14 protein-coding genes are annotated in these 15,056 nt (G+C 42.8%); 7 read left to right on the top strand and 7 right to left on the bottom strand.

The annotated features are described in order from the left end of the window. Position 1: 1 nt before the first annotated feature. The 4 genes from pyk (at position 2) to J0656_RS01240 (ending at position 3,250) form a co-directional block, all read left to right on the top strand. Positions 2-1,444, top strand: coding sequence for a pyruvate kinase (gene pyk, locus J0656_RS01255; RefSeq protein ID WP_207030926.1), 1,443 nt, complete (start codon positions 2-4; stop codon positions 1,442-1,444). A 131-nt stretch (positions 1,445-1,575) separates the two neighbouring features. Then, on the top strand, positions 1,576-2,424 hold the full coding sequence (locus tag J0656_RS01250; RefSeq protein ID WP_207030924.1) for a helix-turn-helix domain-containing protein: 849 nt from the start codon (positions 1,576-1,578) through the stop codon (positions 2,422-2,424). A gap of 91 nt (positions 2,425-2,515) precedes the next feature. Beyond that, positions 2,516-2,674, top strand: a complete 159-nt coding sequence (locus tag J0656_RS01245) for a hypothetical protein (RefSeq protein WP_207030922.1) — start codon at positions 2,516-2,518, stop codon at positions 2,672-2,674. 27 nt (positions 2,675-2,701) lie between these two features. Further along, positions 2,702-3,250 (top strand): carboxymuconolactone decarboxylase family protein, encoded by a 549-nt coding sequence (locus tag J0656_RS01240; protein WP_207030921.1) that lies wholly within the window; start codon positions 2,702-2,704, stop codon positions 3,248-3,250. Between the two features lie 49 nt (positions 3,251-3,299). On the opposite strand, the gene J0656_RS01235 is transcribed toward J0656_RS01240, so the two are convergent. Beyond that, entirely contained in the window at positions 3,300-3,878 is a 579-nt protein-coding gene (locus J0656_RS01235) for a TetR/AcrR family transcriptional regulator (RefSeq protein ID WP_207030919.1), read from the bottom strand. 224 nt (positions 3,879-4,102) lie between these two features. On the opposite strand from J0656_RS01235, the gene J0656_RS01230 reads away from it, so the two are divergent. Continuing rightward, positions 4,103-6,883, top strand: a complete 2,781-nt coding sequence (locus tag J0656_RS01230; RefSeq protein WP_207030917.1) for a M16 family metallopeptidase — start codon at positions 4,103-4,105, stop codon at positions 6,881-6,883. Between the two features lie 33 nt (positions 6,884-6,916). On the opposite strand, the gene dinB is transcribed toward J0656_RS01230, so the two are convergent. Next, a complete protein-coding gene (gene dinB, locus J0656_RS01225; protein ID WP_207030915.1) occupies positions 6,917-8,017 on the bottom strand; it encodes a DNA polymerase IV in 1,101 nt (366 codons plus the stop codon). A gap of 27 nt (positions 8,018-8,044) precedes the next feature. Here dinB and J0656_RS01220 point away from each other — a divergent pair, with 27 nt between their 5' ends. Together J0656_RS01220 and J0656_RS01215 are read left to right on the top strand one after the other, a co-directional pair. Further along, positions 8,045-8,518 (top strand): CYTH domain-containing protein, encoded by a 474-nt coding sequence (locus J0656_RS01220; RefSeq protein ID WP_207030914.1) that lies wholly within the window; start codon positions 8,045-8,047, stop codon positions 8,516-8,518. After that, on the top strand, positions 8,512-9,186 hold the full coding sequence (locus tag J0656_RS01215) for a lysoplasmalogenase (protein WP_207030913.1): 675 nt from the start codon (positions 8,512-8,514) through the stop codon (positions 9,184-9,186). The genes J0656_RS01220 and J0656_RS01215 overlap by 7 nt, the downstream gene beginning before the upstream one ends. 2 nt (positions 9,187-9,188) lie before the next feature. Here the strand turns inward: J0656_RS01215 and J0656_RS01210 are convergent, their stop codons facing one another. The 5 genes from J0656_RS01210 to J0656_RS01190 all read right to left on the bottom strand — a co-directional run bounded on the left by J0656_RS01210 (position 9,189) and on the right by J0656_RS01190 (position 15,030). Further along, positions 9,189-10,484: a Zn-dependent hydrolase gene (locus J0656_RS01210; RefSeq protein ID WP_207030912.1), complete on the bottom strand. Its 1,296-nt coding sequence runs from the start codon at positions 10,482-10,484 to the stop codon at positions 9,189-9,191. A 56-nt stretch (positions 10,485-10,540) separates the two neighbouring features. Beyond that, positions 10,541-11,680, bottom strand: coding sequence for an AEC family transporter (locus J0656_RS01205; RefSeq protein WP_207030911.1), 1,140 nt, complete (start codon positions 11,678-11,680; stop codon positions 10,541-10,543). Beyond that, positions 11,680-12,879 (bottom strand): pyridoxal phosphate-dependent aminotransferase, encoded by a 1,200-nt coding sequence (locus tag J0656_RS01200; protein WP_207030910.1) that lies wholly within the window; start codon positions 12,877-12,879, stop codon positions 11,680-11,682. Before J0656_RS01200 ends, J0656_RS01205 begins: the two co-directional genes overlap by 1 nt. A gap of 137 nt (positions 12,880-13,016) precedes the next feature. Next, the gene (locus J0656_RS01195) at positions 13,017-13,619 is read right to left on the bottom strand and encodes a TetR/AcrR family transcriptional regulator (protein WP_207030909.1); all 603 of its coding nucleotides are present in this window, start codon (positions 13,617-13,619) and stop codon (positions 13,017-13,019) included. A 10-nt stretch (positions 13,620-13,629) separates the two neighbouring features. Next, on the bottom strand, positions 13,630-15,030 hold the full coding sequence (locus J0656_RS01190; protein ID WP_207030908.1) for an efflux transporter outer membrane subunit: 1,401 nt from the start codon (positions 15,028-15,030) through the stop codon (positions 13,630-13,632). Positions 15,031-15,056 lie beyond the last annotated feature (26 nt).

Here is a 15,056-nt window from a genome sequence, read left to right as displayed (position 1 = left end):
AATGCCAACTAGAAAGAAGACTAAAATTGTAGCAACCCTTGGACCTGCCACCAGTACAAAGGAGACCCTAAGGGAAATGATCCTTGCAGGAGTGGATGTTTTTAGAATAAACTTTTCCCATGCCGCCTACGAAGATGTTGCCGAGCGAATTAAAATGATTAGGGAGCTTAATGAGGAATTGGAAGTCAATATAGCCATCCTTGCCGACCTACAAGGCCCCAAACTAAGAGTTGGGGTAATGGGCGGTGAAGCCGTAGTTGCTCCAGGTGATGAGGTTACCTTTGTAACGGGAGAACCGTTTGAGGGCACCGCCGAAAGGGTCTACATGAACTACAAGAGCTTCCCCAAAGACGTTAAAGCGGGGGAACGTATTCTTTTGGACGATGGCAAGCTTATTTTTGAAGTGAAATCCACTAATGGGGATAACGAGGTAGTGGCCAAGGTGATACAAGGAGGACCGCTTAAATCCAAAAAAGGTGTAAACCTTCCCAATACCAACATCTCACTCCCCGCCCTTACAAAAAAGGATATCAAAGATGCCATTTTTGCGATTGGACAAGATGTTGATTGGATAGCATTGTCATTTGTGCGTCATGCACAGGACCTATACGATCTTCATGATTTGATAAAACAGCACACAGAGCATAAAATCCCAGTGATCTCAAAGATTGAGAAACCTGAAGCACTGGAGAACATCGATGAGATCGTAAAAGCTTCCGATGGACTTATGGTGGCCCGTGGTGACCTTGGGGTGGAAATTCCAGCGCAAGAGGTCCCATTGGTTCAGAAACAATTGGTGTTGAGCGCCAAAAAGGGAAGAATTCCTGTAATCATCGCTACCCAGATGATGGAGACCATGATTACCAGTTTAACCCCTACCCGCGCCGAGGTGAACGACGTTGCCAACTCCGTAATGGACGGGGCCGATGCCGTAATGCTCTCGGGAGAAACATCTGTTGGGAACTATCCGGTACAGGTTATCGAGAAAATGGCAAGTATTGTTTCAAGTGTCGAGAGTTCCAGTTTAATCAAGGTACCGCAAACCCCACCGCACATACGTACCAAAAGATATATTACCAAATCCGTTTGTTACCATGCCGCGTTAATGGCAAACGAAATCTCGGCAAAAGCTATTTCCACATTGACCAATAGTGGATACACGGCTTTCCAGATTTCCGCTTGGAGACCAGCCGCACATATCCTTGTGTTTACATCGAACAAAAGAATATTGACCCAATTGAACCTTTTATGGGGAGTAAAAGCATTTTACTACGACAAGTTTGTCTCCACTGACCAGACCATCGAGGATGTAAACCAGATAGCATGTAAAAAAGGTTTCCTGGAAGTAGGCGATATGCTCGTAAGTTTGGCGGCCATGCCCATTAAAGAAAAAGGTATGGTGAACACTTTGCGTGTAACCGAGATAGAAAGCTGTAATTTCTAAAATAAAAAAACAGATTTATTGAAAGCGCGCATCTTTGGATGCGCGCTTTTTTGTTTGATTTTAATTCTTTTGGGCTGTAAGTATGAATGAAATAGAAGGACTAATCGTTCTGTAACGGAACAATCTTCCCAATGAGATACGAATACAAGGATTCCAAGTTAGGAGCCATTTTAGGATTTTCGGATGATATCAAAAATGATGAGGAACGATTCTCCACAACCTCAAAAACCATTAAATTTTTATGGAACCGGAACGATTGCCCCCTGACGGTTCAAATAGATGGAATGGATTTGGAACTTTTGCCCAATCAGATTATTACCGTTACATATTTACAACACGTTTCCTATTCCAAAATGCAATTGCCCCTTACAGCCATACTTTTTAACAGGGAGTTTTACTGTATATTCGATCATGACAGCGAGGTTTCCTGTAATGGGATTTTGTTTTTTGGAACACAGGATATCCCTATCATCACTATTCCAAAAGAACAGTTGAACAAGTTTAATTTGCTACACGATATTTTCATCGAAGAGTTTTCCACACCCGACAATATTCAGGGCGATATGCTTCAAATGCTACTAAAAAGAATGATTATAATGAGCACGCGATTGGCAAAAGAACAGCTCATGGTCAAAGCATTGGGGAACGATCAAGTCGAAACCATCCGAAAATTCAATGTTTTAGTGGACCTAAACTTCAAAACCAAGAGAAAGGTGGGCGATTATGCTGAATTGTTGCACAAATCTCCCAAAACACTATCCAATCTTTTTGCCATTTACAATCAGAAGTCGCCACAACAAATTATTCTGGAACGAATCGCATTGGAGGCCAAACGACTCATCAATTTTACCGATAAACAAAATCAGGAAATTGCGTTTGAGCTTGGGTTCACCGACCCCGCACATTTTAGCCGTTTTTTTAAGAAGATGACACAAATGAGCCCATCAGAATACCGTGAAAACCTCTTTTTGATGGCCTAAGGGAAAATTGGTCAAGCCATCGGGAAATCCTTCCTAACACCCACCCTCTTTTTCGGAGCATCTTTGCCCTGTAAAAAAAAACAGATAAAAGATGAAATCCACAGAAAGATCAATTTTTAATCTCATTGAGATTTTTAGAACGTCACAGAAAACCGAAGTAAAAACAGCTACGGTTGCGGAACACTGTGAGCAAAAGTATCATCACGATTTCTATTGTGATGCAGAACAACCCTTTATACAGACGTATTAATCAATTATTCATATTAAAAATTCAATTATGAGCACAATCAATGTACCTAAAAGAGAAGAAGTAAGCACGGTCAATCAGGCCATTTTTGACAATCTGGAAAAAACGCTGGGGTTTGTTCCAAATCTTTTCGCCACCTATGCACACTCAGAAAATGCATTGGGTAATTATCTAAGCCTTTCCAATGCGAAAACCTCATTGAAGGCCAAGGAAAAAGAAGTGGTCAATTTGGCCGTAAGTCAAGTTAACAACTGTATTTACTGTTTATCCGCCCACACCGCCATTGCTAAAATGAACGGCTTTACAGATGAGCAAATCCTGGAATTAAGGGAAGGGAAGGCTTCTTTTAATGAAAAATTGGATGCTTTGGCGAGTTTGGCCAAGAATATTACCGAAAATAGGGGCGCAACAGACGGGCAAGTTGTGGCTGATTTTTTTGCCGCTGGGTGGACCAAGGAAAATTTGATCGACACCATAGTTTTAGTAGGGGATAAAACGATCACAAACTATATCCATAGAACAACAAAAGTTCCTGTAGATTTCCCAGAGGCACAACCATTGGAAGGAGTTAAAGCTTAATCTAGGTGAATCCCTTGTTAAAAAAGCCCCTCATTTTGGAGGGGCTTTTTTATATCAGCTCTGCGTCCATAAAAAGAGATGGTGCTATACTTTTGGCTATAAAAATAGGCCAGTCGTTTTTGAACAGATGACTCTCGGTAACTGCACTTTCATACAAAAGGTAGAGTCCGCCCGAAATTTTTTCCGTTTCCGCTTTGGATAAATTGGATATATTATCGCCTACAATCTCTCCCAGATACATGAGCAGTTCCTTTTTTTGCTGTTGAATTACCTTCAGAATGGCAGTTTGATCGGGGGAAAGCTCGCCAAGGGTCTTGAGACCCCAACAACCCTGAAAATTTTCCTCAAGGTACATATCCCGCAACAGGTCAAAAATGGCCAAAAGCTGGGTTTTTCCAAACTCCCTGTCCTTTACATAGCCCTTAAGGCTCCTCATAAAGCCACTGTGGCGCTGATTCAGATAGGCAATACAAATATCTTCTTTGGACTTAAAGTGGCTATAGAGCGTAGCTTTTGCTATATCACATTTGGCAATGATCTCGTTGACCCCCGTTGAATTATATCCCTGCGAATAGAAAAGATCTCCCGCTGAAGATATAATGTGCTCGTGCAATTCATTTCGTTGCATAAATTGAGTAAAATGTAGTTAATGGTGGTCGATGGTTCTACAAATTAATAAAGAAAATATGTAAACCTAGCCCCAACTATCAACTATTATTCTGGTTTAAACAAACAAATATTACATTCTATAGTTTTTAAGATAAATGCTAACAGTCTAGCATAGTGTTCATTGTAAACATTTTCCTATCTTGTGTATCAAATTTATCGATCAAATAACTAAAAACAACAGAAATGAAAAAATTACTTCTGGCCTCTATTGTGGGCCTTTTGTCCTGTTCCATGGGTTTTGGACAAGGATTTCAGTTCAAAGCCGATGACATTGACATCGATTACAAAACCTACACCTTAAAAAATGGGCTCACACTTTTGGTCCATGAGGATCACAAAGCACCAATTGCCGCGGTGAACGTTTGGTACCACGTAGGGTCCAAAAATGAGAAACCTGGAAAAAGTGGCTTCGCCCATTTGTTCGAACATTTAATGTTCAACGGAAGTGAAAATTACAACACCGATTATTTTCAGGCATTGGAGAGTATTGGGGGCACCGATTTGAACGGAACAACCAATACGGACCGAACCAACTACTTTCAAAATGTACCTGTTTCTGCCTTAGATCAAGTTTTGTTTTTGGAATCTGACAGAATGGGGCATTTGTTGGGAGCGATCGACCAAGAAAAACTGGATGAGCAACGTGGGGTTGTTCAAAATGAAAAAAGGCAAGGCGAAAACCAACCTTATGGTATGCAATGGGATTATTTGACCAAGGCCATGTATCCGAAAGGGCATCCATATTCCTGGACCGTGATCGGAGAAATGGAAGATTTGAACGCTGCCTCTTTGGAAGATGTGCAAGAGTGGTTCAAATCCTATTATGGTGCCGCCAATGCGGTGGTTGCCGTGGCAGGGGACATTGATGCCGAAGAAGTGTATCAAAAAGTGATCAAATACTTTGGGGATATCCCTGCGGGACCGACAGTGGAACGACAAGAGGTAAACATCCCCAACAAGATTTATGATTCCCGTCAAGAATACCAAGACCGTGTTCCGGAGACCAGAGTATTGTTCGCTTGGAACACACCTCCGTTTGGATCAAGGGAAGACCTTCACTTTGATTTGATCTCCGCCATCTTGACGAGTGGAAAAAACTCCAGGTTGTATCAAAAATTCATCTATCAAGACCAATCGGCCAGTGCCGCGGTCTCTTTTCAATCATCAAGCGAAATAGCAAGTCAGTTTATCACTTGGTTAAATGTGAAGCAAGGAGAGGATGCTGCAAAATTGGAAAAAGAGCTCGAGGCCGAAATCGAGAGATTTATCAAGGAAGGACCTACAGAGGAAGAACTGAAAAGGGTAAAAGCCAATTACTTTGCTAATTTCATTAAAGGTATGGAACGAATCGGTGGATTTGGAGGGGTATCCGATATTCTTGCCTCTAACCAAACCTATCATGGTGATGCATCATACTACAAAACACAATTAAAGTATGTTGAAGATGCCACGGCCGAAGACCTTAGAAGGACCGCAGAAAAATGGCTGACAAAAGGCAAACATGTTTTGATCTGCCGACCCTTTCCCGAATATGATGTCGTAGAATCTTCGGTGGATAGAAGCAAATTGCCGGAACTTGGGGCTCCAAAAAGTTCAAAATTCCCCGAATTACAACGTATGGAACTATCCAATGGGCTCAATGTGGTGTTAGCTCAACGGAAGGGCGTTCCAACGGTAATCATCAACCTAGTGGCAGATGCGGGGTATAAAACTGATTATTTGTCCAGCCCAGGTACGGCAAATTTGGCCATGAACCTAATGGACGAGGGAACAAAGGACAAAACTTCTCTAGAAATAAACGAGCAATTGCAGCTCTTGGGTGCCTCTTTAAGTACTTTTTCCAGTCAAGATGAATCCAACGTATATATGAGCACATTAAAACCAAGCTTGGACGCCAGTCTGGACCTGTTCATGGACGTGGTGCTAAACCCTGTATTTCCCCAAAAGGAATTCGAACGCTTACAGAAGGAACAACTCAACAATATAAAACAAGAAAAGTCACAGCCCATTACCATGGCCTTACGGGTCATGAACAAATATCTTTATGGAGAGGACCATCCCTACAGTAGCCCATACACGGGCACGGGATATGAAGACTCCGTTTCGAACTTGACAAGGGACGATGTAGTTGACTTCTATAACACATGGTTCAAGCCGAACAATTCCACATTAATAGTGACCGGTGATGTGGAAATGAGCGAATTGAAATCCAAATTGGAAAAGACATTGGGCAAATGGAAGAAAGGTGATGTTCCTACCATTGCTTTCAACGAGCCCAAGACCGGTTCCAAGAACACGCTTTATTTAATGAACCGACCAGAATCCCAACAATCCGTGATTTTGGCCGGGCATTTAACCGAAAAGTACGGAGGGGTCAACGAAATTGCACTGGAGCAAATGGTGAATATCCTTGGAGGAGATTTTACGTCGCGAATCAATATGAATTTGAGGGAAGACAAACACTGGTCCTACGGAGCGGGAGGATTTGTGCTGGGTTCCAAAGAAGAACGCCCATTCATTGTTTATGCACCGGTACAGACCGATAAAACAGCGGAGTCCGTGACCGAGATCAGAAAGGAAATATCCGAATTCACCTCTACACGGCCTGCAACCGGCGAAGAACTGGAGAAAGTGAAGACCAATCAGGTATTGAAGCTTCCCGGGCAATGGGAAACCAATAGTTCGGTAAACAGCTCGGTGAGGAGTTTGATCCGTTACAATTTGCCGGACGATTACTATCAAAAGTACGATCAGAACGTGAGAAACCTTTCTGTGGATGATATTAGAAAGGTGAGCAATGATGTAGTGCAGCCCGGAAAAGTGAACTGGTTTATGGTAGGTGATCGTGCAGAGATCATCGATAAATTGGATGAGCTTGGATTTGATAATATTGTCGAGATAGATGCCGACGGAAACCCCAAAAAACCAGCGGTAAAACCAATGGAAACGGATATCAAGAATTAAATAAAAAAGCCTCCCGAAAGGGGGGCTTTTTTTTTAAAAATCAAACTTGAGCTGAACGAGCAACGATTCTTTCTCTTCGGTCTTTTTCTCTTTTTCCGTGTTGAGATTGGCCAAGGAAATACCCAGCAATCGAACCGAATTTTCCAAAGTGGATTGATACAAAAGCTCTTTGGCGGTTTCCAATATCAAATCCTTACTGGCAATAAAATAGGGAAGGGTCTTGCTCCGGGTCTGCAAGGTAAAATCACTGTATTTAATTTTCAAGGTGACCGTTTTTCCGGCAATTTTGGATTTTTGGAGCCTTCTTTCAAGTTCGCCGGCAATGCTCTCCAATTTTTCCAGCATGAAGATTTCACTGCTCAGGTTTTCAAAAAAAGTACGTTCCGCCCCAACAGATTTCGGAATACGGTGCGGCTTTACGGCACTGAGATGAATTCCCCTTACTACATTAAAATAGTGACCTCCACTTTTCCCAAAATGCTGGTCCAGGAACTCCAATGACTTTTCTTTAAGGTCCTTGCCCGTGAATATTCCCAAGCGGTACATTTTTTCTGCTGTTACCTTTCCCACGCCATAAAACTTCCGAATGTCCAGGTTTTCCAAAAACTCGATTACCTCTTCGGGGTTTACGGTTTTCTGTCCGTTGGGTTTGTTGTAATCGCTGGCCACTTTGGCGATAAATTTGTTTATGGAAATTCCTGCTGAGGCCGTCAGCCCGGTTTTTTCAAAGATTTTTTGACGGATTTCCTTAGCGATCAAGGTAGCGGAGGGATTCCCTTTTTTATTCTCGGTGACATCAAGATAGGCCTCGTCCAAGGAAAGGGGCTCTACCAAATCGGTATATTCAAAAAAAATGCTTCTGACCTGGTTCGAAACCTCTTTATAGCGGTCAAAACGGGGTTTTACGAATATGAGCTCGGGACAATTTCTTGCTGCAATACTGCCTGCCATGGCACTTCTCACACCAAATTTTCGTGCTTCATAGCTTGCTGCGGACACCACCCCCCGCTTGGAGCCACCACCAACGGCAATGGGCTTCCCTTTTAATTCCGGATCATCATGCTGTTCCACGGACGCGTAAAACGCATCCATATCAACATGAATTATTTTTCTTAGGGGAAAATCAAAGTCCATTTTCAAATTTAGGGTATATTTAGTTTGATGGAACATTTGGAAATAGAGCGAAAATTTTTAGTCAATTCGGACGCCTTCAAACAGCAGGCCACATCACAGACCCGGATTGTACAGGGATTCTTGAATACGGACCCAGAACGGACCGTTAGGGTCAGGATCAGGGGAGAAAAGGGATTTTTGACCGTAAAAGGCGCCAGTAACGAATCGGGTACCACACGCTTTGAATGGGAGACGGAAATTTCGGCCGCCGAAGCAGCTAACCTTATCGACCTGTGTGAAGCGGGGATACTCGAAAAGGTTCGTTTTGAAGTGCCGTTGGGCAAGCATATGTTTGAGGTGGATGAGTTTTTGGGTGAGAACAAGGGACTAATCTTGGCAGAAGTGGAGCTCAAGCATGAAGATGAACGTTTTGAAAGACCGGATTGGCTGGGTCAGGAAGTCACGGGCCAGGTACAATATTACAATTCGCAATTGAGTATAAAACCGTACAAGGAATGGTAGCCGAAACAAAAATAAAAGTTTGGGCAATCAATATTTTAATATTGGTTTCTGCATGTTTTGCCATTTATTTTGGGCTTTACAATGAGAGGGGACTTTTTATGTTCTTCAAACCATTGACTACGATCTTGGTAATTGCTTTACCATTTTTTGCACCAAAACATAGCTATGTGACATTTGGAAGAATGGTTGTCGTTGGCTTGGTGTTCTGTTTGTTCGGAGATGTTCTGTTGCTGTTTGATGCTTATTTTTTATTCGGCCTAGGAGCTTTTCTATTGGCGCATATTCTTTTCTCTATATCATTTATCCAATACATGGGATTTTACAAAAACTGGATTGCTTTTCTAGTTCTTTTCGGTATTGCCGGAGTTCTGTTCTTTTGGTTGAGACCGGATTTAGGTGATTTGTTGCTACCTGTTTCCAGTTATGTGTTGATAATAACGTTTATGGCATGGCAAGGAGTTGGCCTGTACGTGAGGGAAAGGAACAACGCACATGCTCTTATGGCTATGGCCGTATTATTTTTTATGCTTTCTGATGCACTGTTGGCGATTGCCAAATTCAAGACCCCTTTTTACCTCTCCGGACCATTGATTTTGGCCACGTATTGGTTGAGCATCGGATTGATCGCGAATGCCACTAGAAAAATAATCTCAACAACTGTAAAGTAAGATTAATCCAATTTCTTATCCAAAGCCAAAATAGTGTGCAAGAGCACATTGGCCCCATTGGCCATATCTTTTGCGGATGTAAATTCTTTGGGCGAATGACTGATGCCTCCTTTGCTCGGGACAAAAATCATTCCCACGGGAGCAAATCGCGATATATCCTGTGCATCATGGCCGGCACCACTGGGCATGTATTGATAAGTCAATCCTAAAGACTTGGCGGATGACGCTAATTCTTTTTGGATTTTGGTATCCGTAAGGGCTGGTTCTGCAGTGGTGTCCAACGGTAAAAACTCAACGGTAACATTGGAAGCTTCGGCTATTTCCTCGGTTTTTTTCTTGATGGCCCGATATACCTTTTGAATGACCTCCAAGGACAAGTCCCGAATTTCAAGACTTGCAGTCACCTTTCCAGGGATTACGTTCGGGGCTCCAGGTTCTGCTTTGATTCTGCCCACCGTGCCAACTTGGGCGCCCTCGAAGCTGTTGGTTATTTCGTTTACAGCAACAATATATTTGGCAGCTGCAAGCAGGGCGTCCTGTCTCGCATTCATGGGGGTGGTACCTGCGTGGTTGGCAAAGCCAGTAAATACAACATCCCACCAATTAAGGCCTACAATCCCTTCTACAACCCCAATGTCCAAGCCTTCTTTTTCGAGTTTGCCCCCTTGCTCAATATGAAGTTCCAAGAAAGCCGCCAAACTTCCTGTGTCTCGCTTGGCCTCGTTTAACCTTGTGGTGTCTCCACCGATACGCATAATGCCCTCACCCATGGAATAGCCTGTCGAATTGACCACGCCAAGTGCGGATTTGCCCAAGTTTCCTGCCATCGCCCTACTTCCCATAACACCCCCTTCTTCATTCGGAAAAATGATGACTTCAAGGGGGTGTTTGGTGGAAATGTTATGCTCGTTCAAGGTTTCAATGACTTCCAATGCAGCCATAGACCCCACGCAGCCATCATAATTTCCTCCGTTTGGTACTCTATCAATATGGGAACCAAAGGCAATGGATTTAAGGGATGCTCCACTCCCTTTTCTGGTCCCGATAATATTGCCGGCAGCATCGACCTTCACCTCCATTCCAAAATCTTCGAGCGTTTTAATTACCCAATTTCTAGCTTGGATGTCTGCATCACTAAAAGCAACACGTTCCGTTTCACCATTGGTTTGAAGACCGAATTCGGCAAGATCAAAAATTCTCTTTTCAAGACGGTCTTGGTCGACTTTTAAATTGGATTGTTGAGCCGACAGGATTCCCATAAAAAGAATGGAAAAAATAATGGTGAGCAGTTGTTTCATAATTTCCAGATTTCTTTAAAAATAGGGATTTAGAACCAACTTTTCCCAAAAAGAAATCAGGCGGCCTTTTCCGTGGCAGTAGCATTTATTTCATGGTCGATCAATTTTTGCTCGGACCACTTTTTTTTACTGATACCGTTACACAATGGAATTATGAGGCCAACGCCTAGGAGAGCAATGGCAATCATAAAAATATTAAAAGGGTTTACAAAGAATGCCCCACTGTTCAAGGTTGCGAGTATCAACATTGTTGATAGCGGGAACGACAACGCCAATATAGCGACACCAAAATCACTGCTGAATGTTCTCCTCTTTGACTTTTTGTCCATTTCCAAGCTGTCCACCGCAGCTATGTGGGCATAGGGCCAAAAACTACAGGCACTAAGTCCAAAGGCCATGGTCAACAATATTTCATTACGGGCTTCAATTCCAGCTATAGTGACAAAGATGCCAGTAATCAATAATACCAGTCCGGCCCGTGTACAGAGCAAGGAAAAAATCTGGAAGAACTGTTTCCTTTTGATTTTTACTGCTAAACCTATAAAAAGCAACACCAATGGCGTCATGATCAAACTCAGCTTTTCCAATGTTTCACTCAGAAAGAATGGCAGTGAATCCATATGTAATCCAAATGCCAACAAAACAAGCGCCGCTGCAATAAATACGTTAACGGGCTCGGAAATCATGGCCTTGATCAATGGTCTTAGCTTTGTTCCTCCACTTTTTTTCTGATTGGACTGAAGGCTGTAGTGCCAATTCATCGCTACCAAGTAGAGAAAAAAGAGCACAAAAACTTTATTCCCAAGGTCGGACATCGCTGCCTTTGCCAAATATTCATCCCCCAAAAACTCCAAAATAAATGGGAAGGATGATAGTCCTGGCGCCAGGGAAGGCACCAAAAGTTTAGCGGTTCTATACTCTGGTGTATTTTTTCCAATACCCATTAGGGGCAATATAAGGGGCATGGAAAAAAACAACAGTAGGTTAAGGCCAAGGGCCAAAAGAGGCAATATTAATAGATGCAACTCGACCTTTACCCCCAGCAACGCAATAAAAATGGTCGCTGGAAGGGCAAGGTTCAGAATTATCTTTTTAATTCCAGAAATCTCTTCTTTGGACTTAAACTTTACTTTGAGCAGTACTCCAATGAAGATGAAAAAAAGAAATACAATAGTTTTTTGAATACCTATATCCACTATACCAACACTTTATTGAGTGCGGCGGTAAACGTTTTCATTTCATCCATGGTTCCCATACTTACACGGCACCAATTTTGGTCCATAAACTGGAAAGCACGAACACCCACCTTTAACTCTGTCATTTGTTCCAAGAATGCCTGTCCTTCCATTTCAATAGGGAAAATGATAAAACTTGTAGAAGAAGGAACATAAGAGGTGATGCCCAATTTATCTAAACTCTTGTACACATATTCCCTACATTCGGCGTTAAGACTACGGGACTTGTCAATAAATGCTTCATCGTCCATTGCAGCCATAGCGGCGTAAACCGATGGAAGTGAAATGCCCATACCGCCACGGGTAATTTTTTGTATTCTGCCGAGAGTTTCTTCCAACGCAACAGCATAGCCCACACGTAAACCGGCCATACCATGTATTTTTGAGAAAGTTCTGGCAATGATCAAATCTTTCCCTTCGCTTACCAAGGATACCATACTCTTTTTGGCTCCGTCTTCCAAGAACCATAAATAAGCTTCATCGACAAATACGGGTACTTTTTCGGATACTCTTGAACAAAAATCGATCAATTTATCATGATCCGTCATAGAGCCCGTTGGGTTGTTCGGGTTACAGATGTAAACCAATTTTGTTTCATCATCAATGGCGGCTTCCATTGCATCAAGGTCGTGTGACCAATCATCCTTCAAGGGTACTGGTTTCCAAGTGGCCCCTACGGACTCTGCCACACGAATAAGGGACATATAGGCCGGATCTGCGGAAACCACGTTGCCACCGTTCATAAAGAAAACCATGGCCGTTTTTTCCAAGAGGTCGGACGAGCCTGGGCCCATCATAACGTTTTTGCTCTCTACTCCTTCAAAATCGGCAATCTTGTCCACAAGTTGAAACAATTCTTTCCAAGCATATCTGTTACCTCCCGAAGCAGAATTCTTAAAGGCTTCCAAGGCCATTGGGGAAGGCCCGTAAGGATTCTCATTGGCATTGAGCTTAGCGGCCAATTCAGGAAAGGCAGCTTCCGGTTTCGGTAGATATTCTTTAAAGAAGGGACTGTAGATTGCGTTGCCCTCTGCATCGAGGGTCAAAGGTGCTTTTGGTGTTTCTGCCAATCCAATATACGGCAGCGCCATTGCCCCACCGGCAGTGAGCATACTTTTTCTTATCCAATCACGTCTGTTGATGTTAGTTGTAGTTCCCATTGGTTTTAGTTTTTAGAAGAACTGAAAGTTAGGCGATTGTTCAACTAAAATCAATGCTAAAAACGTAAAAATCAACTGTTTGAGAGCGGATATATTAAAATTGGGCGCGTTTATTTAAAGAATTGACAGCTCTAGCGCTACTGAAGTGGGCTTTTTTGAAGATATTCCAACGTAAGAATGCCCCGTAGGTTATTGATTATGATATGTTCTAACAATTCTTGAATGCTATATTCATCAAATAAATTGGCCTTTGAATAGACGGTCTCTTCCATTCGGGACAAAAAAAGTGTACAGACCAGTTCAACATTTACGTTATTTCTTACTTGGCCCAACTCTTGGGCTTTCTGTAATAAAGGACATACAATGTCCCAAACAATATCCTTTTTTAAGCGGGAATATATTTTATATGCCTCCGGATAATATTTGTGGAGACCATATAGAAAAGCAGGGTTGATTTCCTGAAAAGTGATCAACCCTTGCTTATAAATAAAAATTACAGTGGTAAGGGGCTGTTCTTCGTTAGGGTTTTCGAGTATATAATTATCTACATTGGCCCTAATATTATCCAAGTAATATTGAAGACTCTCCTTGACCAGTTTTTCTTTGCTGTTAAAATGCTTGTAAAGGGTCTTTTTTGAAATACCAAGGCTTTTGGCCAGTTCATCCATGGAGAAGCGCTTGCTTCCAAATTTGGTAAAGTTCTCGATGGCATAGGCCAATATGTCCTTTTTATCTCCCAAGACCAAATCTTTACTTCCAGCCGCCTCCTAATGCCCTGTACAGTTCCACAATGGCACCCAATCGTGAATATTGCGAGTCTACCAGATTAAGCTCCGAGTTCAATGCATTTTGACGGGCGGTAAGTACTTCCAAATAATTGGCCAGACCATTGTTCAACAATTCTTCGGAATAATCCTCGGCCTTTGCATAAGCATCGAGTTCCTTGGAGCGTGCTTCCAATTTCTCGGTCTCAGCTTCATAGGTGTAGAGGGCATCGCTCACCTCTCTACCTGCTGTAAGCAAAGCTTGTTTGTAATTCAATAGGGCTTGTTCTTGCTGTGCCTTGGCTACTTCCATCTGTGTGCGTAATCGCCTGCCATTAAAAATCGGCTGGGTCAGCGAACCGACCAAAGTCGAAAATAGTGAACTGGCATCCAACCAATTGTCAAACTCCAAGCTCTGAAAGCCGCCAGTGGCGGAAAGGCTCAAGGAAGGATATAGACTGCTTTTGGCCACATTGGTCAATTCAAAGGCATTGATGAGACCGTACTCTGCCTGCATTACATCCGGGCGGTTGGCAAGAAGCAAATAAGGGACGCCCGTGCTCAGCTCGGTATCGATGGACTGGTCGTCCAATGTACCACGTTGAATTTTTTGCGGCGCCTCGCCCAGCAATATACTGAAGGCATTTTCGAGCAACTTAATGTTGTTCTCAAGGTCGATCACAATAATTTCTGTGGTATGGACCTGTGCTTCGGTCTGCTTAACGGCAACCTCGGTTACCTGTCCGGCATCTTTTAAGGCAACAGTGGTCTCCAAACTGTTCTTTCTGGCTTCCAAGGTTTGATGGGCAACCTCCAATTGTTTGTCCAGTGCCAATAATTGATAGTAGGTAGCGGCAATACTGGCTATCAAGTTGGTCTTAACCGCTTGATGCGCCGATACACTCTGCAGATAGGAGGCGCTAAAGGCTCTTTTATTGCTCCTGATCTTGCCCCAAATATCCGCTTCCCAAGAAAGGCTGCCGGACAATTCATATTGTTCCAATGGACGTGTAAAAAAACTACCAAACTGACTGTTTTCCGAGTTTTTGGTCCTTGTAAAGCTTGCCGTGCCGGATAGGGTAGGGTAATATCCGGCCTTTCCTTGTTTTACATAAGCTTCTGCGGCCACCACGTTCTGTAGCGCTATTCTAATATCAATGTTGTTCTCTAGACCTTGAGCTATATATGACTTCAATTGTTCATCGTTGAACAGGTCCCTCCAAGATACATCGGCCATGGAAATGCTGTCCTGTGGCAGATTATCTGTTCGATAGAGATTCTCGGTCTCTATTTCTGGTCTTGAATAATTCTTGGCCACAAAGCATGATTGCAATAAAAGTGGCGCCGAAATTACCAAGAGCAGTTTATATGTGGATTTTATTTTCATGGTTGATATACTTTGTTTGATCAAAG

Source organism: Flagellimonas aurea (assembly GCF_017313785.1).
Taxonomy (GTDB): Bacteria; Bacteroidota; Bacteroidia; order Flavobacteriales; family Flavobacteriaceae; genus Flagellimonas; species Flagellimonas aurea.
This window is presented reverse-complemented; position numbering and strand designations above follow the sequence as displayed.

Bases quoted from the DNA above. Each gene is read 5' to 3' on its own strand.
- pyk (WP_207030926.1), top strand. From the start codon at position 2: ATGCCAACTAGAAAGAAGACTAAAATTGTAGCAACCCTTGGACCTGCC.
- J0656_RS01250 (WP_207030924.1), top strand. From the start codon at position 1,576: ATGAGATACGAATACAAGGATTCCAAGTTAGGAGCCATTTTAGGATTT.
- J0656_RS01245 (WP_207030922.1), top strand. From the start codon at position 2,516: ATGAAATCCACAGAAAGATCAATTTTTAATCTCATTGAGATTTTTAGA.
- J0656_RS01240 (WP_207030921.1), top strand. From the start codon at position 2,702: ATGAGCACAATCAATGTACCTAAAAGAGAAGAAGTAAGCACGGTCAAT.
- J0656_RS01235 (WP_207030919.1), bottom strand. From the start codon at position 3,878: ATGCAACGAAATGAATTGCACGAGCACATTATATCTTCAGCGGGAGAT.
- J0656_RS01230 (WP_207030917.1), top strand. From the start codon at position 4,103: ATGAAAAAATTACTTCTGGCCTCTATTGTGGGCCTTTTGTCCTGTTCC.
- dinB (WP_207030915.1), bottom strand. From the start codon at position 8,017: ATGGACTTTGATTTTCCCCTAAGAAAAATAATTCATGTTGATATGGAT.
- J0656_RS01220 (WP_207030914.1), top strand. From the start codon at position 8,045: ATGGAACATTTGGAAATAGAGCGAAAATTTTTAGTCAATTCGGACGCC.
- J0656_RS01215 (WP_207030913.1), top strand. From the start codon at position 8,512: ATGGTAGCCGAAACAAAAATAAAAGTTTGGGCAATCAATATTTTAATA.
- J0656_RS01210 (WP_207030912.1), bottom strand. From the start codon at position 10,484: ATGAAACAACTGCTCACCATTATTTTTTCCATTCTTTTTATGGGAATC.
- J0656_RS01200 (WP_207030910.1), bottom strand. From the start codon at position 12,879: ATGGGAACTACAACTAACATCAACAGACGTGATTGGATAAGAAAAAGT.
- J0656_RS01190 (WP_207030908.1), bottom strand. From the start codon at position 15,030: ATGAAAATAAAATCCACATATAAACTGCTCTTGGTAATTTCGGCGCCA.